This window comes from Tatumella sp. JGM94 (assembly GCF_018257595.1).
Classification (GTDB): domain Bacteria; phylum Pseudomonadota; class Gammaproteobacteria; order Enterobacterales; family Enterobacteriaceae; genus Tatumella; species Tatumella punctata.
Map to the genome: position 1 here is coordinate 200 of NZ_JAERJN010000012.1, position 20,315 is coordinate 20,514.

Genomic DNA, 20,315 nt, shown 5'->3' on the forward strand with positions numbered 1-20,315 from the left:
AGAAGTGAAACGCCGTAGCGCCGATGGTAGTGTGGGGTCTCCCCATGCGAGAGTAGGGAACTGCCAGGCATCCAATTCAGACCGTAATAACGGTCGTGACTTTTACCGTGACGGGTAAAAGGTGAAATACCTGAATTCAGACAATTTCTGAAATCAGTACAGAATCGGTGGAGCGGTAGTTCAGTTGGTTAGAATACCTGCCTGTCACGCAGGGGGTCGCGGGTTCGAGTCCCGTCCGTTCCGCCACCCTATTTAGGGGCGTAGTTCAATTGGTAGAGCACCGGTCTCCAAAACCGGGTGTTGGGGGTTCGAGTCCCTCCGCCCCTGCCAGAAAAAATAATCCTTTGCCTGGCAAAGGATTTTTTTTTGTCTGAAAAAAGCTGTCTTTTACCGACATTCGCCGTCTGGCGATGCCGGTTCCTGTTCTTTCTGTATTTTCCTGAATAAATGTTTATCTGATAATTATTTAACGTAACACTACCGGTACTTTCAGTAATTGTTTCAGGGCTGATTGCTGATCACTATTTTGCAGCCAGACAGCATATAAAGGTCTGACAACTGTTGCTGTATCGGTCACCGGAACCAAATCTTTATACAGTGTTTGCCAGTATTCCGGCAGAAATGCACAGGAATCGGTAGTGTGCAGTAAATCCCGGGCAATATGAGCGGATGTCGTCGTCAGTATCGGGGTATCCTCATTTCCTGACAGATAAAACTCGTGCTGATGAAAGTCTGCCCCCCATTCCAGTTTGATATACCGGTACTTCTCTTTTTTCTCTGAGTGACGGGAACGGAATAATGCCAGCGAAATATGGCCAATTTGCTGGCTGGATAATTCATCCATTTTTGGTGCTTCGGTGGTGATCAGAACATCCAGTTGCCGTTCGTGGATCTGTTTGACCAGCAGGTGCCTCTGGGCGACCCTGGCTTCAATATGCAGGTTTTCCCTGGTCTGATACAGGCTTTTCAGCCAGGGGGTCATATAAGCCTCCCAGAGCGCAGTACTGGCACCGATCGTCAGTTCATGGTGCTGTAGTGACAGGGATACCTCTTTCTTTGCCAGCTGCCAGGTATTCATCAGGTTCTCTGCATACGGCAGCAGGCGTTCGCCAGCTGATGTCAGACGAATATTATTCCGGTGTCGGGTAAACAGGCTGACACCGAGCTGATTTTCGAGCTGGCGAATGCGGAAACTTACCGCGGACTGGGTCAGATACAATGCTTCTGCAGCCCTTCCAAAATGGCGTGTTCTGCTGACTTCGAGGAAAGTTTTCAGCAATTCAGTATCCACAATTTCATCTCCAAAATCATTAATCGTTATGATTTAAATCTTTTGTTTTACACTTTGTCAAGCGTATCTAATACTCCGCGCCATAAATCACACGACCATAAAAGAGTTAGGAGCGTGTAAAATGTCGGACAGCTTTACCACAACCAATCGCTTTTTTGATAATAAACACTACCCGCGAGGGTTCTCACGCCACGGTGATTTTACCATCAGGGAAGCCCAGCTACTTGAGCGTCATGGCTTTGCTTTTAATGAGCTGGATTTGGCAAAGCGTGAACCTGTAACGGAAGAAGAACACAGATTTGTAGAAGTCTGTCGCGGTATTCGTGAGCCGGCAACCGAAGCAGAACGCGTCTGGTCAAAATACATGTCCAGAATTAAACGTCCAAAACGTTTCCACACGTTATCCGGCGGTAAACCGCAGATGGATACCGTCGAAGAGTTTAATGACAGCGACGATTAATAGTATCAGTGAAAGGGCCAGCGGCCCTTTTTTTCGTCTGTTATTTATCAGGTCCGTTCCTGTTGTAAACGATGTAATAATCTGTCCATCGCACGGTAGCTTAATGCCTCCAGCAGTTGCTCTTTGGTAATTTCCGGTTGCAGCCTGAGATCAGCCAGCGTCCTGGCAACTTTCAGAATGCGCTGCCATGCCCGGACGGACAGACCGAGAGCAGATAACGTCTCTTCAAGCCATTGTGCATCTTGCTGAGTGATCTGACACCAGCGCCTTACCTCTGCATTATTCAGCAAAGCATTTATCTTACCGGCCCGTTTCTGTTGGTATTCCCTGGCCCTGATAACCCGTTCACGGACCTGTCCGCTACTTTCGCCAGGCTGGAATGTTTTGCTCAGTGTACCCGGCGGTAACAGGGGGACTTCAAGAGAGAGATCAAAGCGGTCGAGGAATGGTCCTGATAACCGGTTCAGATAACGAAGTAACTGGCTGGCTGACTGCCGGCGATGCACTCCTTCGTAATGTCCGGTCGGGCCGGGATTCATAGCAGCAATTAACTGAAAACGTGCCGGAAAAGTGATCCTTGCTTTTGCTCTGGCAATTGATATGTCTCCGGACTCCAGAGGCTGGCGGAGGGCATCCAGTGTTTTTCGCTCAAATTCGGGTAGTTCATCGAGGAACAGTACCCCGTTATGGGCCAGAGATATCTCTCCGGGCAGTGGCAGAGAGCCTCCCCCGACCAGAGCAAACATGGAAGCACTGTGGTGGGGAGCGCGAAACGGGCGATCGGTACAGAGTGTTGCAGCAGGGGCATTATGGCTCAGACTCAGCAGGGCGGTACATTCCAGGGCTTCGTGCGCTGTCAGCGGGGGTAAAAGGCCGGGAAGTCTGGCTGCCAGCATCGTTTTCCCGGTTCCCGGCGGACCAACCAGCAACATATTGTGTCCGCCGGCGGCTGTAATCTCTAATGCCCGGCGGGCATGCTGCTGGCCGATAATATCCTGCAGGTCGGGATACTGCCTGCTGATAACGGGCAGGTGATTTTCTGCCTGACGTAACTCGCCTTTACCGTGCAGAAAATGACAGATTTCAAGCAGAGTTTTGCCAATACAGGCGGTATCGCCCTGGATGAGCCCGGCTTCGGCTTCGTTATCGGCAGAAAGGATCATGGTTCGCTGTGCATTCCGGGCAGCGATAACGGCAGGGATTGCACCTCTGACTGCTCTCAGGCTGCCATTCAGTGCCAGTTCACTGAGGAATTCTAGCCGGGGCAACTGTGCCGCAGGTATTTGATGAGACGCAGCCAGGATAGCGATGGCGATAGGCAGGTCATAGCGTCCGCCCTCTTTAGGCATATCTGCCGGTGCCAGGTTAACGGTAATACGGCGTGCGGGAAAAGTGAATCCGCTATTGAGTATGGCGCTGCGCACCCGCTCGCGGGCTTCTTTTACCGTTGCTTCGGGTAATCCGACCAGTGTCAGCCCGGGGAGCCCGCTGCTCAGATGTACTTCAATCATGACTAAGGGTGCATCAATACCGATACTTGCCCGGGTCATTACTCTGGCTAATGACATATTCTCTCCTTATGATCATCGCCAGTGTAAAATGCTGGTCATGGATACGGTGAGAAAATAAGCAAAATTCAGAAGTTACCACGCAAAGAAACAGGCCGGGGAAAAAATTTTTGCGGTGTCATTATGAGCGGTTTTACAGTACTGCTATTTTTTCGACATAAAAAGATGGCAATTATCTTTTTAAATATAACTAATACTTATCAATATCTTAAAAAAATACCATACCGGTTCCCAAAAAAATAAACACAGAAAAATGTTGTCACATCACATTAATCTGTGATAACTCTTTAGGCATTACTTCGAATTAAGCGAATTATTGTACTTATTATGAAAGCCCTTCTACGAGTGATTAGCCTGGTCGTGATTAGTGTGGTGGTGATTATTCTACCATCGTGCGGGGCTGCACTCGGAGAAAGAAAGGCTTAAAAATCAAGCCTTAATCGAAAGAGAACCCCCGCACCGAAAGGTCCGGGGGTTTTTTTTTGGTTATCAGGCATTACAGTATTTTAATGTGGAGCAGATGATGAAAAGTAGTATGAAATTCTGTTGTTCCCGACAAAAGGCAGGAGAATAGCCATGACCGGAGCACAGTGGGTAGTTCAGGCATTACGGACACAGGGGATTCAGACCGTTTTTGGTTATCCGGGCGGGGCAATTATGCCAGTGTATGATGCTCTTTATGATGGTGGTGTTGAACACCTGCTGTGCCGGCATGAGCAAGGCGCTGTAATGGCGGCAATTGGTTATGCCAGAGCGACCGGTAATACGGGCGTGTGTATTGCAACTTCTGGTCCGGGAGCGACTAACCTGATCACCGGGCTGGCGGATGCGATGATGGATTCAGTTCCTGTGGTTGCCATCACCGGACAGGTTTCTTCTGCTGTGATTGGTACTGATGCTTTCCAGGAGATTGATGTTCTTGGATTATCCCTGGCCTGTACTAAACACAGTTTTATGGTGCAGTCACTGGAAGAACTGCCTGCGATACTGGAAAGCGCGTTTGATATTGCTAATTCCGGTCGTCCGGGGCCGGTTCTGGTCGATATCCCTAAAGATATCCAGCTGGGTTCTGCTGATTTCACGCCACATCAGTTACCGGTTAATCCGCCGCTACAGCTGCCTGACGCGGATATCGCAGCCGCCCGGCAGTTAATGTCCCGGTCAGTAAAACCGGTAGTGTACATCGGTGGTGGTGTGGGGATCGCCGGTGCGGTTCCGGCGTTACGTGATTTTCTGCGGGTGACCGGCATCCCGTCAGTTTGTACCCTGAAAGGGTTAGGGGCAGTTGCGGATACGGAAGAGGCTTATCTGGGCATGCTGGGCATGCATGGCAGTAAAGTGGCCAACCTGGCAGTCCAGCAGTGTGATTTGCTGATTGCTGTCGGGGCCCGTTTTGATGACCGCGTGACCGGGAAACTGGACACTTTTGCGCCTGATGCCTCGGTTATCCATCTGGATATTGACCCTGCAGAGTTGAATAAACTGCGCCGTGCCCATGTCAGCCTGCAGGGATGCCTGAATCAGCTGTTACCCGCCATCAGCCAGCCAATGGATATCGCTGAATGGTGCAGCGCCACAGCGTCGATGAAGCGGGATTTCGCCCCCGCGTATAATCATCCCGGTGACGCCATCTATGCCCCTGCATTATTAAATACCCTCTCAGAAAAAAAACCGCCCGCAACCATTATCACAACCGACGTCGGCCAGCACCAAATGTGGGCGGCTCAGCATATGACGTTTGATACACCGGATCGTTTTATTACCTCCAGTGGTCTGGGGACCATGGGCTTTGGTTTACCCGCCGCCATTGGTGCTCAGGTGGCCTGTCCGCAGGATACCGTCATTTGTGTATCCGGCGATGGCTCTATCATGATGAATATTCAGGAACTTGGCACCATTAAACGCCGGAAATTACCGGTGAAAATCCTGCTGCTGGATAACCAGCGACTGGGTATGGTTCGCCAGTGGCAGCAATTGTTTTTTGAACAACGCTACAGTGAAACCATTCTGACCGATAATCCTGACTTCCTGACGCTGGCAAGCGCTTTCGGTATTCCGGGGCAGCAAATCAGCCGTAAAGAGCAGATTGATGGTGCATTAGCCGAAATGCTGAACAGCGACGGGCCTTACTTTCTGCATGTCTCCATCGATGAAGCTGAAAATGTCTGGCCACTGGTTCCTCCCGGTGCCAGCAATGCCAATATGATGGAGGACAGTTTATGAAACAGCATCAGTTATCTATCGAAGCACAGTTCCGCCCTGAAATTTTAGAACGTATTTTACGGGTTATCCGCCATCGTGGTTTTCGGGTATGCACTATGAATGTTGTCGCCCGGGCAGCGGACAATGAGCAGGTCAGTATTGACCTGACCGTGGCCAGCCAGCGGCCGATTGATTTATTGTCGGTACAACTTACAAAACTGATGGACGTTACCCGCGTTCAGGTTCAATAACAGACAAACACAACACATCCACGCTAAAGCGTAAAAGGACAGAATAATGACGACTAAAAAAGCAGAGCTTATCTGGTTCAACGGGGAAATGGTTAAATGGGAAGAGGCTAAAGTCAGTGTGATGTCACACGCACTGCACTATGGTACTTCAGTATTTGAAGGTATCCGTTGCTATGACTCGCATAAAGGCCCGGTTGTTTTTCGCCATCGTGAACATATGCAGCGCCTGCGCGACTCAGCCAAAATCTATCGTTTCCCTGTGTCACAAAGCGTTGATCAACTGATGGAAGCATGCCGTGAAGTTCTGCGGGTGAATAACCTGAAAAGTGCTTATATCCGTCCGTTAGTCTTTGTCGGAGATGTCGGCCTGGGAGTTAACCCGCCGGAAGGATTCAGTACCGATGTCATTATTGCCGCCTTCCCGTGGGGAGCCTATCTGGGCGCAGAAGCCCTGGACCAGGGTATTGATGCTATGGTCTCCTCCTGGAACCGTGTTGCGGCAAATACCATCCCGACAGCGGCGAAAGCCGGAGGGAACTACCTGTCCTCATTGCTGGTGGGCAGCGAAGCGCGTCGTCATGGCTATCAGGAAGGGATCGCGCTGGATGTGAACGGCTACGTTTCAGAAGGCGCAGGTGAAAACCTGTTCGAAGTGAAAGATGGCATTCTGTTTACCCCGCCATTCACCTCTTCGGCGCTGCCGGGGATCACCCGTGATGCCATCATTAAACTGGCCGCAGACTTAGGTATCGAAGTCCGTGAACAGGTGCTGTCCCGTGAATCCCTGTACCTGGCGGACGAAGTCTTTATGTCCGGGACTGCAGCAGAAATCACACCGGTGCGCAGTGTTGACGGCATTCAGGTCGGCGAAGGTCGCTGTGGCCCGGTGACAAAACGTATTCAGCAGGCATTCTTTGGTCTGTTTACCGGTGAAACGGAAGATAAATGGGGCTGGTTGGATCAGGTCAACCCATAATAATTGAGATATCACGCGGGTAGTCACTGCCCGCGAATTTTTTCCAGACTGGAGTAAACAGAGCATGCCTAAGTACCGTTCCGCCACCACCACCCATGGACGTAATATGGCCGGAGCCCGCGCCCTGTGGCGCGCAACCGGAATGACTGATGATGATTTCGGTAAGCCGATCATTGCGGTTGTAAACTCATTCACTCAGTTTGTGCCGGGCCATGTGCACTTACGTGATCTGGGTAAGCTGGTTGCCGAACAAATTGAAGCATCAGGGGGCGTTGCTAAAGAATTTAATACCATTGCGGTTGACGATGGTATCGCAATGGGCCATGGCGGTATGCTGTATTCACTGCCATCACGTGAGCTGATTGCTGACTCCGTAGAATATATGGTAAATGCGCACTGTGCTGATGCCATGGTCTGTATCTCAAACTGCGATAAGATCACCCCGGGAATGCTGATGGCGTCATTGCGTCTGAATATTCCGGTCATTTTTGTGTCCGGCGGCCCGATGGAAGCCGGTAAAACTAAACTGTCAGACCAAATCATTAAGCTGGATTTGGTGGATGCGATGATTCAGGGTGCGAATCCGAATGTCAGCGATGCCGACAGTGAACAGATTGAACGTTCAGCCTGTCCGACCTGTGGTTCCTGCTCCGGTATGTTTACGGCAAACTCCATGAACTGTCTGACCGAAGCTCTGGGTCTTTCTCAGCCGGGAAATGGTTCTCTGCTGGCGACCCATGCCGATCGCGAACAACTGTTTATCAACGCCGGTAAGCGAATTGTCAGCCTGACAAAGCGTTATTATGAACAGGATGATACTTCTGTGCTGCCACGTAATATCGCCAGCAAGGAAGCATTTGAAAATGCGATGACGCTGGATATCGCCATGGGCGGGTCGACAAATACCGTACTGCACTTACTGGCAGCGGCGCGGGAAGGGGAAATTGACTTCGATATTTCAGATATCGATCGCCTGTCCCGTCAGGTACCTCATCTGTGTAAAGTGGCACCCAGTACCCCGAAATACCATATGGAGGATGTGCACCGTGCCGGTGGAGTGATTGGTATTCTCGGTGAGCTGGACCGTGCAGGCCTGCTGAACACCTCAGTACCGAATATCCTGGGTACCACCCTGCGGGAAGCCCTGGATAATTACGATATCATGCTGACGAAAGATGAAGCAGTGAAAGAAATGTACCGTGCCGGCCCTGCCGGGATACGTACCACGAAAGCTTTCTCGCAGAACTGTCGCTGGGATACGCTGGATGATGACCGTGAACAGGGCTGTATCCGGACCCGTGAACATGCATATTCACAGGATGGCGGGCTGGCAGTACTGTACGGCAATATGGCGCTGGATGGCTGTATTGTGAAAACAGCCGGGGTGGATAAAGACATTCTGACCTTCCGTGGTCCGGCAAAAGTGTATGAAAGTCAGGATGATGCCGTAGAGGCGATCCTTGGCGGTAAGGTTGTTGCCGGCGATGTTGTGGTGATCCGCTACGAAGGCCCGAAAGGAGGGCCGGGTATGCAGGAAATGCTGTACCCCACCACTTATCTGAAATCGATGGGCCTGGGTAAAAGCTGCGCATTAATTACTGATGGTCGTTTCTCCGGAGGGACATCCGGATTATCTATCGGCCACGCGTCTCCGGAAGCAGCGAATGGCGGCACTATTGCCCTGGTAAAAGACGGTGACATGATTGATATCAATATCCCTGGCCGCAGTATCAGCCTGGATATCAGCGATGCAGAACTGCAGACACGTCGTACCGCGGAAGAAGCCCGTGGCAATGCCGCTTATACCCCACAGGATCGTCAGCGTGAAGTGTCGTTTGCACTGCGGGCTTACGCTTCACTGGCGACCAGTGCCGATAAAGGTGCCGTTCGCGACAAGAGTAAACTGGGAGGTTAATCGATCATGGCAGCTTCCAAACCTCTTTCTTCCGCACCTTCGGGTGCGGAGTACCTGCATGCAGCGTTGCGATCCCCGGTCTATGAGATTACCCGGGTCACTCCGTTACAGACGATGGAAAAACTGTCGCGGCGTCTTGGCAATACCATCATGGTAAAACGTGAAGATCGTCAGCCGGTGCATAGCTTTAAATTGCGCGGAGCTTACGCAATGATTGCCGGGTTGAATCAACAGCAACGCACCCGGGGAGTGGTGACTGCGTCGGCCGGTAACCATGCTCAGGGGGTTGCACTGTCTGCCAGCCAGCTAGGCATCAAGTCTCTGATTGTGATGCCGGTAGCCACCGCAGAAATTAAGGTAGATGCGGTGCGTGCTTTTGGCGGAGAGGCCTGTCTGCATGGCGCAAACTTTGATGAAGCAAAAGCGAAAGCTATCTCGCTGGCAGAAGAACATGGTTATACCTTTGTGCCGCCGTTCGATCATCCGGCAGTGATCGCGGGGCAGGGTACCCTGGCACTGGAACTGCTGCAGCAGGATGCACATATCGATCGTATCTTCGTCCCGGTGGGTGGTGGCGGTCTGGCTGCCGGGGTGGCGGTGGTTATTAAACAACTGATGCCGGAAATTAAAGTGATCGCTGTTGAAGCTGAAGATTCCGCCTGCCTTAATGCCGCACTCAAGGCGGGTGGGCCGGTGGATTTATCGCGGGTCGGTTTGTTTGCCGAAGGGGTGGCTGTTAAGCGTATTGGTAACGAAACCTATCGTCTTTGCAGGGAGTACCTGGATGATATCGTGACTGTCGACAGTGATGCTATCTGCTCAGCAATGAAAGATATTTTCGAAGATGTGCGTGCAATCGCCGAGCCTTCCGGGGCTCTGGCGCTGGCAGGGATGAAAAAATATATTCAGCAGCATGATATTAAAGATGAGCGGCTGGCACATGTTTTATCCGGTGCTAACGTCAATTTTCACGGACTGCGTTATGTCTCAGAACGCTGTGAGCTGGGCGAACAGCGCGAAGCTTTGCTGGCAGTGACGATCCCGGAACAGCCGGGGAGCTTCCTGAAGTTTTGTCAGATCCTCGGTGGCCGTGCGGTGACCGAATTTAATTATCGTTATGCGGATGACCAGAATGCCTGCATTTTTGTCGGCGTGCGTTTAACCCGCGGGCTGGACGAACGCACTGAAATTGTCCGGCAACTGAGTGACGAAGGTTACCTGGTGGTGGACCTGTCAGACGACGAAATGGCTAAACTGCATCTGCGTTATATGGTCGGGGGCAGGCCGGGTAAACCATTGCAGGAAAGGTTATACAGTTTTGAGTTTCCTGAATCGCCGGGAGCTCTGCTGAAATTTCTGCAGACCCTGGGCACGCACTGGAATATCTCCCTGTTTCACTACCGTAGTCATGGCACAGACTATGGCCGGGTACTGGCTGCATTTGAACTCGGTAATAATGATCCCCGGTTTGCGGAGCATCTGTCCGCACTGGGTTATGATTTTCATGATGAAAGTAATAATCCGGCCTTCCGGTTTTTCCTTGCTGGCCGGTGATCAGAGTAAATCCCAGAAAGCATTGATCAGCGGCTCTCCGAGCCGCTTCTTCCGGACACACACCCCCAGTTCCAGCGGAGTACCCGTATCGCTGAGTGGCAGGGACATAATACGGTTACGTACCGGCTCGGGGCTGTTTTCCAGCACCACGACCGGCAATAAAGCCACACCACAGCCGAGGGCAACCATCGACACTATCGCTTCGTGTCCTGCGACCGTGGCATAAATCAGCGGATTGGTGATTTTTCTGCGGCGCAGCCACAGATCGACGCTGCGCCGTACCGGCCCTTGCTCAGGAAAAATAAAGGGTACCCGGCTCCAGTCAGGATCGACCGAGGTGACCTCGCTCCTGACCGGGCAAGGTAATGCCGGCGCAATCAGTGCCAGGGGCAGCACATCCAGAGGATTAAATGCTATTCCTGCAGGCAGAGACTCAGGTTTACCGGCTATTGCCAGGTCGGCTTCACCGGAACTGATTTTCTCTACGGCATCAGAAGGGTCGCCGGTAGATAATTTAATTTCCACCTGCGGATGTTCGGCCCGAAAACGGTCAAGGACAGGAGGCAGATGGCTATAGGCAGCAGTCACGGAGCAGAACAGATGTAACTCACCACTCAGGGAAGGACTATTAAGGTCCATCAGGTGACGCAGTTGCTGATAATGCAGCAGGGTTTGTCTGGCAAACAGGCTGAAATTTTCTCCGGCGGTGGTCAGGGCAACTGAACGATTATCGCGCATAAATAACGGGTGACCCACGTCCTCTTCCAGCCGCTGGATTTGACGTGAAAGGGTGGAGGGACTGACGTGCATAGCGCGGGCCGTCTGGCCAAAATGACGGCTGTCGGCCAGATGCAGAAATAATTTCAGATCCCGTAAATCCATGCTGAGTGACTCCGTAGTGTATTGCAGTTATTGCAATATAACGTTGTTAATATATCAATTTAAGCAATAGAAATCCTGACATATGATGGAGGTATTCTCAGTCACGCAACCTTCGCGGCTGAATACCTTATAAATACAAACACAACTCAACCGGAGTACCCATGGCTAACTATTTCAACACTCTGAATCTGCGTAACCAGTTAGCGCAGTTAGGCAAATGTCGTTTTATGTCCCGTGACGAATTTGCGGACGAAGCCAGCTTTCTGAAAGGCAAAAAAATCGTGATTGTTGGTTGTGGTGCGCAGGGCCTTAACCAGGGGCTGAATATGCGTGATTCCGGTCTGGATATTGCTTACGCCCTGCGTGCTGAAGCGATTGCTGAGAAACGTGCCTCATGGCGCAAAGCGACAGATAACGGCTTTAAAGTCGGTACCTATGAACAGCTGATCCCGCAGGCCGACCTGGTGGTCAACCTGACGCCGGACAAGCAGCACTCTGCTGTAGTTCAGGCAGTGCAGCCTCTGATGAAAGAAGGCTCTGCACTGGGTTACTCTCATGGTTTTAACATTGTTGAAGTCGGCGAAACTATCCGTAAAGATATTACGGTCGTGATGGTCGCGCCAAAATGTCCGGGCACTGAAGTCCGTGAAGAATATAAGCGTGGTTTCGGGGTTCCTACCCTGATCGCCGTACATCCGGAAAATGATCCTAAGGGTGAAGGTCTGGCGATTGCCAAAGCATGGGCAGCAGCTACCGGAGGCCACCGTGCCGGGGTGCTGGAATCTTCTTTTGTTGCCGAAGTAAAATCAGACCTGATGGGTGAACAGACTATCCTGTGCGGTATGTTACAGGCGGGTTCTTTACTGTGTTTTGATAAGCTGGTGGCTGAAGGTACCGATGCCGCTTATGCTGAAAAACTGATCCAGTTTGGCTGGGAAACGATCACCGAATCACTGAAGTTTGGTGGTATTACCCTGATGATGGATCGTCTGTCGAATCCTGCAAAAATTCGTGCGTATGAACTGTCAGAACAGCTGAAAGAGATCATGGCTCCTCTGTTTCAGAAACATATGGATGACATTATCTCTGGTGCATTCTCTTCCGGTATGATGGCTGACTGGGCTAATAATGATAAAGATTTGCTGACCTGGCGTGAAGAGACCGGTAAAACAGCCTTCGAAAATGCTGCGCAGTTCGAAGGAAAAATTGCTGAGCAGGACTACTACGACCAGGGCGTGGTGATGATTGCGATGGTTAAAGCCGGCGTTGAACTGGCGTTTGAAACCATGGTTGACTCCGGAATTATCGAAGAGTCTGCATATTATGAATCACTGCATGAACTGCCTCTGATCGCGAATACCATTGCACGTAAGCGTCTGTATGAAATGAATGTCGTTATTTCCGATACTGCCGAGTACGGTAACTATCTGTTCTCTTTTGCGGCGGTTCCGCTGCTGAAAGACTTTATGGCTCAGCTGCAAACCGGTGATTTAGGTCAGGAAACCCTGAAGGGTAATGGCGTTGATAATGCGCAGCTGCGTGAAGTTAATGAAGCTATCCGCCAGCACCCGATTGAAAAGGTCGGTGGTAAACTGCGCGGTTATATGACCGATATGAAACGCATTGCCGTTGCCGGTTAATGCTAACCAAGGTTTAACAAACAGCCCGGCAATGCCGGGTTTTTTGTTGCCAGGTAACAGCCCGTACCTCAGGGACGAAATACAGCCCTTCATCTGTCACCTTTTCTGTCCGCTATTGCTTTTGCCACTGGTGCTGGCGATCAGGCAATAGGGTGTATTGATTATCCTAAGTCTGATCAATATTGCCGGGCAGGGAGCGGTTATACGCCGCTTCACTGTTATTCAGCCTGAGTGAACAACCTGAATTTTGTGGCACTGAACACGGAAAGGGAAACAGAAAAGTGACCTCTTCCCCCTGTGGCGAGGAAGAGGTTTCAGGACTCAGGAGACTTCAAACAGGGTCTGATGGCGTGTTTCTTTGCTGAGCACCAGTGCCAGCAGTGTCAGTACCGCCATCGACGCCAGATATAATCCGACAGCGAACAGTCCGTACTTAGCATTCAGCCAGGTGGCAATATAAGGGGCGACAGAAGCACCTAAAATTGACGACAGGTTATAGGAGAAAGATGCTCCGGTATAACGGACTTCGGTCGGGAACAACTCCGGTAATAACGCACCCATCGGCCCGAAAGTCAGGCCCATAATACTCAGTCCGGTCAGTAAGAACAGCATCACCAGCCATGATGATCCGGATCCCAGCAGGGCAGGGAACAGCAAGGCGAAGGCAATAATCAGCAACGTGATCGCGATCATGGTGCGGCGGCGACCAAACCGGTCCGCCATAATACCGGCCAGCGGGATGGTAATGCCGAATCCGATAACCGCAATCATCAGCATCCACAGGAAACTGTTACGCGAGAAGCCTAAACCGGCGGGTGCGGGTGCAGTGCCGAAACTCATTGAATAGACAGTCATAATATAAAACAGGGTATAGGTGGCCAGCATAATAAACGTCCCGATAATTGTGGCCCCGAAATGTTCAGAAAGCAGGGTGGCAATCGGCACTTTAACCTGTTTATTCTCTTGTTTAACTTTGTCGAATACCGGGCTTTCATGCAGCGACACACGTACATACAGGCCAATAATCACCAGTACGGCTGACAGAATAAAAGGCACTCGCCAGCCCCAGTCCATAAACTGCTGGTCAGTCAGCAGCCAGGAAAGCAGTAAAAAAGTGCCGTTTGCGAAAAAGAAACCGATAGGCGCACCCAGCTGCGGGAACGAACCATAAAACGCCCGTTTTCTGGCCGGCGCATTTTCGGTCGCCAGCAGAGCTGCACCTCCCCATTCTCCGCCCAGTCCCAGCCCCTGGCCAAAGCGGGCCAGGGCCAGCAATAAAGGCGCTGCCACGCCGATGGTGCTATAGCCAGGCAGTAATCCGATCACGACCGTCGAAATACCCATCGTTAATAAAGAGGCTACCAGTGTCGCTTTACGGCCGATCCGGTCGCCGAAGTGACCAAATACTGCTGAGCCGATGGGCCGGGCAACGAAAGCAATGGCGAAAGTTGCCAGCGACTGAAGTGTCGCGACAGTGGCATCACCCTGCGGGAAAAAAATATGTGGAAATACAATAACGGCCGCAGTGGCATAAATATAGAAATCAAAAAATTCAATGGCGGTACCCACCAGGGAGGCGATAACGACTTTTCCTCTTGAGTTCACCGTGGGAGAGTCTGCGGCTGATAAGTAAGGCTCAGTATGGCTGGTTTGCATAATAATAGATTCTTATTTTTGTAACGATGGACGAACCATATTACGCAGCTGTTTTATAGCCTTCAATCACCAAAAAGCCTGAGCTGGTGCGGATATCAGGCGATAAAGTGAATAATCTTTGATGTGTTCTCTTTGCCAACAGATGGCAATGGTTAGTCGGGGGGGTTTCAGAGTATTTCGCTAATTTAAGGCCGAAAAAAAGTGGCTCTGTCACTCTGATCGGCCTTTTTGGCTTAAAAATATCCGTGAGATAAAATTTCTCGCTGATTTAATCTCTGGTTACATTTTGTGATATCTCGGCGGACGAATCACTTTCCGCGGCGGCACTCTGAGTCTGTGCAGTATTATACTGAGCGGTGGCTATCCATGCTGCACAGAACAATGTCAGCCGGGCAAAAAAGTAAAAGAATGCCATCAGGCCCAGCACTGAACCGAATGCGGCACCGGAAGGCGAAGACGCCACCTTCGGCAGCATAATCGTCATAATAAATTTAATCACTTCAAAGCCAATAGCGGCCAGTAATGTGCCCCGCAGTAAGGCTTTTCTGGGTGGCTGGTGGGCGGGTAATACCCAGAAAATCCATAAAAAAATCAGGAAGTTTGCTGATACAGAGATGGTCAGGGCAATAATCGTCATTACCGGCCGCAGCCAGTCGATATGATCTAACCCCAGCGCATGAACAATGATTGCCTGCGCAGAACCTGCCACCGATGTCAGAGAAAGAGCAATCACCAGCGCCAGCATCAGACCGGTCAGAGAAATAAAATCACGGATATATTTCCGCCAGATTTTTTCACGATCCCGTTCGGTCCGTTCCCAGATATCCCGGGACTGTGCGCGGATAGCTTCGCGTAAATTCCCCACCCAGCTGATACCGGAATAGAGCGCCAGTAATAACCCCGTAATGCCCACGGTGGTGCGTTGCTGGATAGCCGTGTTTACTGTACTTTTCAGGGTTCCGGCCAGCGAAGGGTCACTGATACTGTTCACTATCTTATCAATGAGTTCAGCCAGCAGGTTTTGATTCGACGCCAGAACAAAACCTATGGCAGCGAATGACACCATTAATATCGGGATAATCGAAAGAAAGGAAAAATAGGTAATCGCCGCGCCAAACTGGCTACCCATCCGGTCATTAAACCGTTCAATTGCGCGTAAAAAATGGGCGACAGCAGGTATATTTCTGAACCAGTGAATACCTTCGGTTGCTTTAGTGATCGAGCGATCGACGGAAGGATTGCCGGTCTTAATCACGGGTTCCGGCTGTTTTTTTTCTCCGTCAGTGACGGGTGTTTTTTCCACCATGGAGGTCAGGGATCCTTTTGTAATGTAATAAACAACAGGATAATTATAGCGGGCAATTCCCTGACAGACGAACCGGTATCAGGGCAGCAGGAAATTTCCACGGATGCGGGTAGTGACCTGGCCACCTATCCACACCTCTTCCCCGGCGTAATCAATGACAATGCGGCCATGGTGACCGATTGATAACCCCTGGCGGGTGGACGACAGCTCAGTATGCCATCGGATGGCCGGGATAAGGCGCTTTTTTAACCGGGATAACAGCAGGTTATATTACATTGATTTGTCAGCGGATCCGGCGGTGACGGGGCCTGATCCCTGACAGAGAAGCCGGTGATATTGTGGTGTGAATATCCGTGCGGAGATGAAGAAGCCCGGCGGGGAATAAATCCCCCGCGGGCTGAAAGATAAGTTGGTGCTTACTTTTATACCGGAGTATCACCGCAGGGCGGTACTGATTGCGATGCTCTCATCCCGGGTCGCCGGGATAAGGGAAAACGGGAGCCCCGCTAACCGGCAGTGACGCGACAGAAAGCGGGACCAGCGGCTCAGCGCTCTCTTTACGCTAACGGTGAGCGGGTATTCACTCCGGAGTTACTTTCCCACGACGTTTGCCGTGTGATGACCCTCATCATTAGCCGCGGCCGGCGCTGTATTCTCAGGCGCGGAGCTGAGTTGCTCCGGGGCTGCATAATGTAAATTCAGACGATGGCTGGTTGCTGAAAGCACCTGTTCGGTTGCTGCCACGTTACCGTCAAGGGATGTTCCGTAAGACGGGATCATCCGGCGAATTTTCTGCTGCCATGGTGCTGAACTGAGTTCTGCCGGAAAGACTTTTGCGATCAGATCGAGCATGATTTTTGCGACAGTTGATGCACCCGGTGAGGCTCCCAGCAGGGCCGAAATGGTACCGTCTTGTGACGTGACAATTTCGGTGCCTAAACGCAGCACGCCTCCCTGCTTTTCATCATTTTCGATGATCTGCACCCGTTGTCCCGCCGTCACCAGACGCCAGTCTTCCGGGCGGGCACCCGGCACATAATTCTGCAGCGCTTCCATCCGGTCATTATCATTCTGCAGCACCTGACCAATCAGATATTTAATCAGGTTGAGGTTCTTACTGCCGACCTGCAACATTGGCAGCATATTTGCCGGTGTCATGGAACTGAACATATCCAGTAATGAGCCCTGCTTCAGGAATTTGGTCGAGAAGGTAGCAAAAGGACCGAACAACAGTACCTGCTTACCGTCCAGCATTCTGGTATCGACATGCGGTACCGACATTGGCGGCGCACCGACACTGGCCTTACCATACACTTTCGCCAGGTGTTGCTTCACCAGCTGCGGATTGTCGGTGACCAGAAACGATCCGCCCACCGGGAAACCGGCATAACGACGGGCTTCCGGAATACCGGTTTTTTGTAGCAGTGGTAATGCTGCACCGCCGGCACCGATAAACACATGGCGGGCGGTCAGTTTTTTTGAGGTATTTAAGTTCAGGTCCTGTACTGTGACCTGCCAGCGCCCGTCGGGTAATCGGTTGATCTCCCGGACTTCATGGCGGGTACGCAGGGTGAAATTATCATTTTTTTGCAGTGCATTAATCAGCTGCCGGGTAATTTCACCAAAGTTAACATCGGTTCCGGTCTCGGTACGGGTTGCGGCAATCGGGGCACCGCCAGTACGGCCCTGCATCAGCAGAGGCACCCACTCAGCGATCTGCTGCGGGTCTTCTGAATATTCCATGCCGCGAAACAGGGTACTGGATTTCAGTGCCTCAAAACGCTTACGCAGAAACTGAACATTCTCGTTTCCCCAGACAAAGCTCATATGCGGGGTGGTATTAATAAAGCGCTCCGGCTCACTCAGGCGTCCCATTTCGACCTGGGAGGCCCAGAACTGTCGTGAAATCTGAAACGCTTCATTAATTGCCACGGCTTTACTGATATCAATGCTTCCGTCGGCTTTTTGCGGAGTGTAGTTAAGTTCGGCCAGAGCCGAGTGTCCGGTCCCGGCATTATTCCAGCCATTAGAGGATTCTTCAGCAACACCGGACAGGCGTTCTGTCATCTCCAGAGTCCATTCAGGTTCCAGCTCCTGCAGAAAAGTCCCCAGTGTGGCACTCATCACACCAGCACCGATCAGTAATACATCGATGTCTTTTCCTTGCTGAACCTTTTGTCCTGCGCTGACCGCAGTGCTCATGGCGAGAGAAAGGTTCATTGTTGATTTACACATGAGGCAATATCTCCTCTTCTGTCGGGTGTCTTTCCCTGACAGGCTTGCGGGCAAAATAGAGGCCTTTCGTTAAGCATCCGGAGCTTGTCTGACAGGCCAAAAGTTATCCGGTAATATCCTGCCCGGGGGGGAAGGCGTTAATACCAGGTTATATGTTTTACCTATGAATATAACATTTCTGCCTCAGAATTAAACAAGTCTTTGTCGCGGATCTTTTATTAAAAAAACAGGCGGAATTTCTGCCTTTTACCGACAGCATTAATATTTAAAATTGTTGAATTTCAACTGTTTATATATTTTTCTTCGCGGAAGGAAAAATAAACGGTCTGAAAGAAAGTGTGAAGAAGTTCAAAAAAACAAAATTTTCAACTAATTGATAATAAAATATATTTATTCTGTTATTGTTTAGAGGAGGAAGAGATATAAAGATCAATATTTGTATGTTATTTGTTATTTAATTGTGTATCACCTCTGCGGGTTATCCTCCCCGGCATCGCGGGGAATGCAGGCTTATTTCAGTGGCGGGTGAAACGACGCCACAGAAAGCGAATCACAAAAAATTCCACGCTGCCAAGTAACAAAAACCACAGGCTGAAGACGATGGTATACAGCTGGTTTAAATCCATAATATGCAGTGCAGACATCAGCGCTCTGGCGACAGGCAACCCGAATGCCGGTGCCGGCAACAGTAAGGCTGATAAGAACCCCGCTAATAATATGCCACAGGGAATAAGCAAGCTTTCGAGAGGGTTTTTCATAATGATCCGCAACAGGAAAAGAAGAGTGCCTGACATTCTCCGGGAATTGCTGGCCGGTTTCAATCATCATCAGGGGATATTCATAAGGCGGAACTTATGCCTGCAGACAGCAGGATCTTTCTGAAGTTGCTTATTTTCCATTGAGTTAGCATAAACTTAGCGAATGTTATAAGTTATAGCCTTTGCTATAACTAACCCCATGATTTTATTGTCTTTTTTAATCCATCCCTTCGTGGTAGACTGCGCATCACCCGGTTGCCGGAAGTCAGAGCAACTTTAATTGTCCTGAGAGACAAGTCTGAGCGATAAACCTGATGGATGTAATTACTACAATTATTCTTGCCTTTGGCATGTCGATGGATGCCTTTGCCGCGGCGCTGGGAAAAGGCGCAGCACTTAAACGGCCGGGAATGAAAGAGGCATTACGTACCGGTGCTATCTTTGGTGGTATCGAAATGCTGACGCCATTGATTGGCTGGGGTATTGGCCTGGCGGCCAGCCAGTATGTGATGGCGTGGGATCACTGGATTGCTTTTCTCCTGCTGACGATACTGGGCGGCAGAATGGTGATGGGTGGCTTCCGGCATGGCGCCGCTGAGGAGTGTGTTGCCCCTGAGCGTCATGGCTTTATGGTGCTGGCGATGACAGCAGTCGCCACCAGCCTGGATGCACTGGCCGTAGGCGTGGGGCTGGCTTTTCTGCAGGTGAATATAGTTATTACCGCAGTGGCTATCGGAGCGGCGACGACGATTATGGCAACCACCGGAGTCTTAGTTGGCCGGTTTATCGGTCCTATCCTTGGGAAATGGGCTGAAGTTCTGGGCGGCGTTGTGCTGATAGGCATTGGCTGTACCATCCTTACTGAACATCTGGGTATATTCAGCTGATACCGGGTTCCCCGGGTCTGCCTTTCCGGCAGTATTCAGCAAAGGCATGTTGTCTGATCCGCCTTCACAGGCTATTATTTTCCGGCAGTATATACAGTGACGGCAGATCATCATGATCTGCCGTTTTACTGCCACTGCGGGGTGATGGTGTTCCGCCTCAACCAACCGCTGTTCTGATACCGGAACAGCTGATGACGCCTGACATAAAACTTAACCCGCCTGGCGGGGAGTTTGCTGTGTCAGGTGCTTTCCCCTGTCACCGGTCATGTCTCCCCGCGGCATAATAATATTCAGGAAACTGGTATGCTGAAGTCTTTTATGGCTGTGTTACTCGGGGGTGGTGCCGGGTGTTTGTTACGCTGGTGGTGCTCGGTCAGATTTAATCCGGTATTTCCGGGCTTACCGCTCGGCACGTTACTGGTCAACCTGGCCGGTGGATTTATTATCGGCGGGGCTCTGGCCTGGTTTGTTCGCCATCCTCAGCTGGATCCTGCCTGGAAACTATTAATCACTACCGGACTCTGTGGTGGTCTGACAACCTTTTCGACCTTTTCGGCGGAACTGATGGTCATGCTGCAATCCGGTAAGTATTTCTGGGCAATGAGCAGTGCCTGCCTTCATCTGTTCGGTACTTTACTGATGACATTTGCCGGCTTTACACTGATTACCCTCATCGGGTAGCAGAGTATCACGGCCGGTCCGGTGAGATGAATTGCCGGTCCGGCCACAGGATC

The 20,315-nt window shown here is 50.9% G+C and carries 17 protein-coding genes, 2 tRNA genes, 1 rRNA gene and 1 riboswitch (1 of these 21 cut by a window edge); of the genes, 13 read left to right on the forward strand and 7 right to left on the reverse strand.

What is annotated here, in order from left to right; translation table 11 throughout:
• The 3 genes from rrf to JK216_RS09760 form a co-directional block, all read left to right on the forward strand.
• Positions 1 to 69 (forward strand): 5S ribosomal RNA (rrf, locus tag JK216_RS09750) (it extends 36 nt beyond the left edge of the window).
• Positions 70 to 169: 100 nt separating this feature from the next.
• Positions 170 to 246 (forward strand) — tRNA-Asp (locus tag JK216_RS09755).
• Between the two features lie 8 nt (positions 247 to 254).
• Positions 255 to 330: transfer RNA gene (locus JK216_RS09760), tRNA-Trp, on the forward strand.
• A 136-nt stretch (positions 331 to 466) separates the two neighbouring features.
• Here the strand turns inward: JK216_RS09760 and hdfR are convergent.
• Complete coding sequence (gene hdfR, locus JK216_RS09765; protein WP_212710512.1) at positions 467 to 1,291, reverse strand: HTH-type transcriptional regulator HdfR; 825 nt, start codon at positions 1,289 to 1,291, stop codon at positions 467 to 469.
• Positions 1,292 to 1,412: 121 nt separating this feature from the next.
• Here hdfR and JK216_RS09770 point away from each other — a divergent pair, with 121 nt between their 5' ends.
• Positions 1,413 to 1,751: a DUF413 domain-containing protein gene (locus tag JK216_RS09770; protein ID WP_212708653.1), complete on the forward strand. Its 339-nt coding sequence runs from the start codon at positions 1,413 to 1,415 to the stop codon at positions 1,749 to 1,751.
• Between the two features lie 47 nt (positions 1,752 to 1,798).
• Here JK216_RS09770 and JK216_RS09775 read toward each other — a convergent pair whose 3' ends face one another.
• Positions 1,799 to 3,319 (reverse strand): YifB family Mg chelatase-like AAA ATPase, encoded by a 1,521-nt coding sequence (locus tag JK216_RS09775; RefSeq protein WP_212708654.1) that lies wholly within the window; start codon positions 3,317 to 3,319, stop codon positions 1,799 to 1,801.
• 327 nt (positions 3,320 to 3,646) lie between these two features.
• Between JK216_RS09775 and ilvL the strand changes: the two genes are divergently transcribed.
• From ilvL to ilvA, 6 genes are all read left to right on the forward strand, one after another.
• Positions 3,647 to 3,745: an ilv operon leader peptide gene (gene ilvL / locus JK216_RS09780; protein WP_071780145.1), complete on the forward strand. Its 99-nt coding sequence runs from the start codon at positions 3,647 to 3,649 to the stop codon at positions 3,743 to 3,745.
• A 150-nt stretch (positions 3,746 to 3,895) separates the two neighbouring features.
• Positions 3,896 to 5,542, forward strand: coding sequence for an acetolactate synthase 2 catalytic subunit (gene ilvG / locus JK216_RS09785; protein ID WP_212711621.1), 1,647 nt, complete (start codon positions 3,896 to 3,898; stop codon positions 5,540 to 5,542).
• Positions 5,539 to 5,772: an acetolactate synthase 2 small subunit gene (gene ilvM / locus JK216_RS09790; protein WP_212708656.1), complete on the forward strand. Its 234-nt coding sequence runs from the start codon at positions 5,539 to 5,541 to the stop codon at positions 5,770 to 5,772. The genes ilvG and ilvM overlap by 4 nt, the downstream gene beginning before the upstream one ends.
• 46 nt (positions 5,773 to 5,818) lie before the next feature.
• Complete coding sequence (gene ilvE / locus JK216_RS09795) at positions 5,819 to 6,748, forward strand: branched-chain-amino-acid transaminase (protein ID WP_212708657.1); 930 nt, start codon at positions 5,819 to 5,821, stop codon at positions 6,746 to 6,748.
• A 64-nt stretch (positions 6,749 to 6,812) separates the two neighbouring features.
• A complete protein-coding gene (ilvD, locus tag JK216_RS09800; RefSeq protein WP_212708658.1) occupies positions 6,813 to 8,663 on the forward strand; it encodes a dihydroxy-acid dehydratase in 1,851 nt (616 codons plus the stop codon).
• A 6-nt stretch (positions 8,664 to 8,669) separates the two neighbouring features.
• Positions 8,670 to 10,217, forward strand: a complete 1,548-nt coding sequence (ilvA, locus tag JK216_RS09805; RefSeq protein WP_212708659.1) for a threonine ammonia-lyase, biosynthetic — start codon at positions 8,670 to 8,672, stop codon at positions 10,215 to 10,217.
• On the opposite strand, the gene ilvY is transcribed toward ilvA, so the two are convergent.
• Positions 10,218 to 11,099: an HTH-type transcriptional activator IlvY gene (gene ilvY, locus JK216_RS09810; protein ID WP_212708660.1), complete on the reverse strand. Its 882-nt coding sequence runs from the start codon at positions 11,097 to 11,099 to the stop codon at positions 10,218 to 10,220.
• Positions 11,100 to 11,260: 161 nt separating this feature from the next.
• Between ilvY and ilvC the strand changes: the two genes are divergently transcribed.
• Positions 11,261 to 12,739 (forward strand): ketol-acid reductoisomerase, encoded by a 1,479-nt coding sequence (gene ilvC, locus JK216_RS09815; protein ID WP_212708661.1) that lies wholly within the window; start codon positions 11,261 to 11,263, stop codon positions 12,737 to 12,739.
• 321 nt (positions 12,740 to 13,060) lie between these two features.
• Here ilvC and JK216_RS09820 read toward each other — a convergent pair whose 3' ends face one another.
• From JK216_RS09820 to JK216_RS09835, 4 genes are all read right to left on the reverse strand, one after another.
• Positions 13,061 to 14,395, reverse strand: coding sequence for an MFS transporter (locus JK216_RS09820; protein WP_212711620.1), 1,335 nt, complete (start codon positions 14,393 to 14,395; stop codon positions 13,061 to 13,063).
• A gap of 268 nt (positions 14,396 to 14,663) precedes the next feature.
• Positions 14,664 to 15,701 (reverse strand): inner membrane protein YhjD, encoded by a 1,038-nt coding sequence (yhjD, locus tag JK216_RS09825; RefSeq protein WP_283092853.1) that lies wholly within the window; start codon positions 15,699 to 15,701, stop codon positions 14,664 to 14,666.
• Positions 15,702 to 16,292: 591 nt separating this feature from the next.
• The gene (mqo, locus tag JK216_RS09830; RefSeq protein ID WP_212711619.1) at positions 16,293 to 17,936 is read right to left on the reverse strand and encodes a malate dehydrogenase (quinone); all 1,644 of its coding nucleotides are present in this window, start codon (positions 17,934 to 17,936) and stop codon (positions 16,293 to 16,295) included.
• 515 nt (positions 17,937 to 18,451) lie between these two features.
• The gene (locus JK216_RS09835; RefSeq protein ID WP_212708665.1) at positions 18,452 to 18,694 is read right to left on the reverse strand and encodes a DUF1158 domain-containing protein; all 243 of its coding nucleotides are present in this window, start codon (positions 18,692 to 18,694) and stop codon (positions 18,452 to 18,454) included.
• A gap of 314 nt (positions 18,695 to 19,008) precedes the next feature.
• Here JK216_RS09835 and mntP point away from each other — a divergent pair, with 314 nt between their 5' ends.
• Together mntP and crcB are read left to right on the forward strand one after the other, a co-directional pair.
• Entirely contained in the window at positions 19,009 to 19,581 is a 573-nt protein-coding gene (gene mntP / locus JK216_RS09840) for a manganese efflux pump MntP (protein ID WP_212708666.1), read from the forward strand.
• A gap of 131 nt (positions 19,582 to 19,712) precedes the next feature.
• Positions 19,713 to 19,789: riboswitch (Fluoride riboswitch) on the forward strand.
• A gap of 95 nt (positions 19,790 to 19,884) precedes the next feature.
• Entirely contained in the window at positions 19,885 to 20,262 is a 378-nt protein-coding gene (gene crcB / locus JK216_RS09845; RefSeq protein WP_212708667.1) for a fluoride efflux transporter CrcB, read from the forward strand.
• The last annotated feature ends 53 nt before the right edge of the window (positions 20,263 to 20,315 follow it).

Coding starts and splice junctions, on each gene's coding strand:
- JK216_RS09770 (WP_212708653.1), top strand. CDS start 1,413: ATGTCGGACAGCTTTACCACAACCAATCGCTTTTTTGATAATAAACAC.
- JK216_RS09775 (WP_212708654.1), bottom strand. CDS start 3,319: ATGTCATTAGCCAGAGTAATGACCCGGGCAAGTATCGGTATTGATGCA.
- ilvL (WP_071780145.1), top strand. CDS start 3,647: ATGAAAGCCCTTCTACGAGTGATTAGCCTGGTCGTGATTAGTGTGGTG.
- ilvG (WP_212711621.1), top strand. CDS start 3,896: ATGACCGGAGCACAGTGGGTAGTTCAGGCATTACGGACACAGGGGATT.
- ilvM (WP_212708656.1), top strand. CDS start 5,539: ATGAAACAGCATCAGTTATCTATCGAAGCACAGTTCCGCCCTGAAATT.
- ilvE (WP_212708657.1), top strand. CDS start 5,819: ATGACGACTAAAAAAGCAGAGCTTATCTGGTTCAACGGGGAAATGGTT.
- ilvD (WP_212708658.1), top strand. CDS start 6,813: ATGCCTAAGTACCGTTCCGCCACCACCACCCATGGACGTAATATGGCC.
- ilvA (WP_212708659.1), top strand. CDS start 8,670: ATGGCAGCTTCCAAACCTCTTTCTTCCGCACCTTCGGGTGCGGAGTAC.
- ilvY (WP_212708660.1), bottom strand. CDS start 11,099: ATGGATTTACGGGATCTGAAATTATTTCTGCATCTGGCCGACAGCCGT.
- ilvC (WP_212708661.1), top strand. CDS start 11,261: ATGGCTAACTATTTCAACACTCTGAATCTGCGTAACCAGTTAGCGCAG.
- JK216_RS09820 (WP_212711620.1), bottom strand. CDS start 14,395: ATGCAAACCAGCCATACTGAGCCTTACTTATCAGCCGCAGACTCTCCC.
- yhjD (WP_283092853.1), bottom strand. CDS start 15,701: ATGGTGGAAAAAACACCCGTCACTGACGGAGAAAAAAAACAGCCGGAA.
- mqo (WP_212711619.1), bottom strand. CDS start 17,936: ATGTGTAAATCAACAATGAACCTTTCTCTCGCCATGAGCACTGCGGTC.
- JK216_RS09835 (WP_212708665.1), bottom strand. CDS start 18,694: ATGAAAAACCCTCTCGAAAGCTTGCTTATTCCCTGTGGCATATTATTA.
- mntP (WP_212708666.1), top strand. CDS start 19,009: ATGGATGTAATTACTACAATTATTCTTGCCTTTGGCATGTCGATGGAT.
- crcB (WP_212708667.1), top strand. CDS start 19,885: ATGCTGAAGTCTTTTATGGCTGTGTTACTCGGGGGTGGTGCCGGGTGT.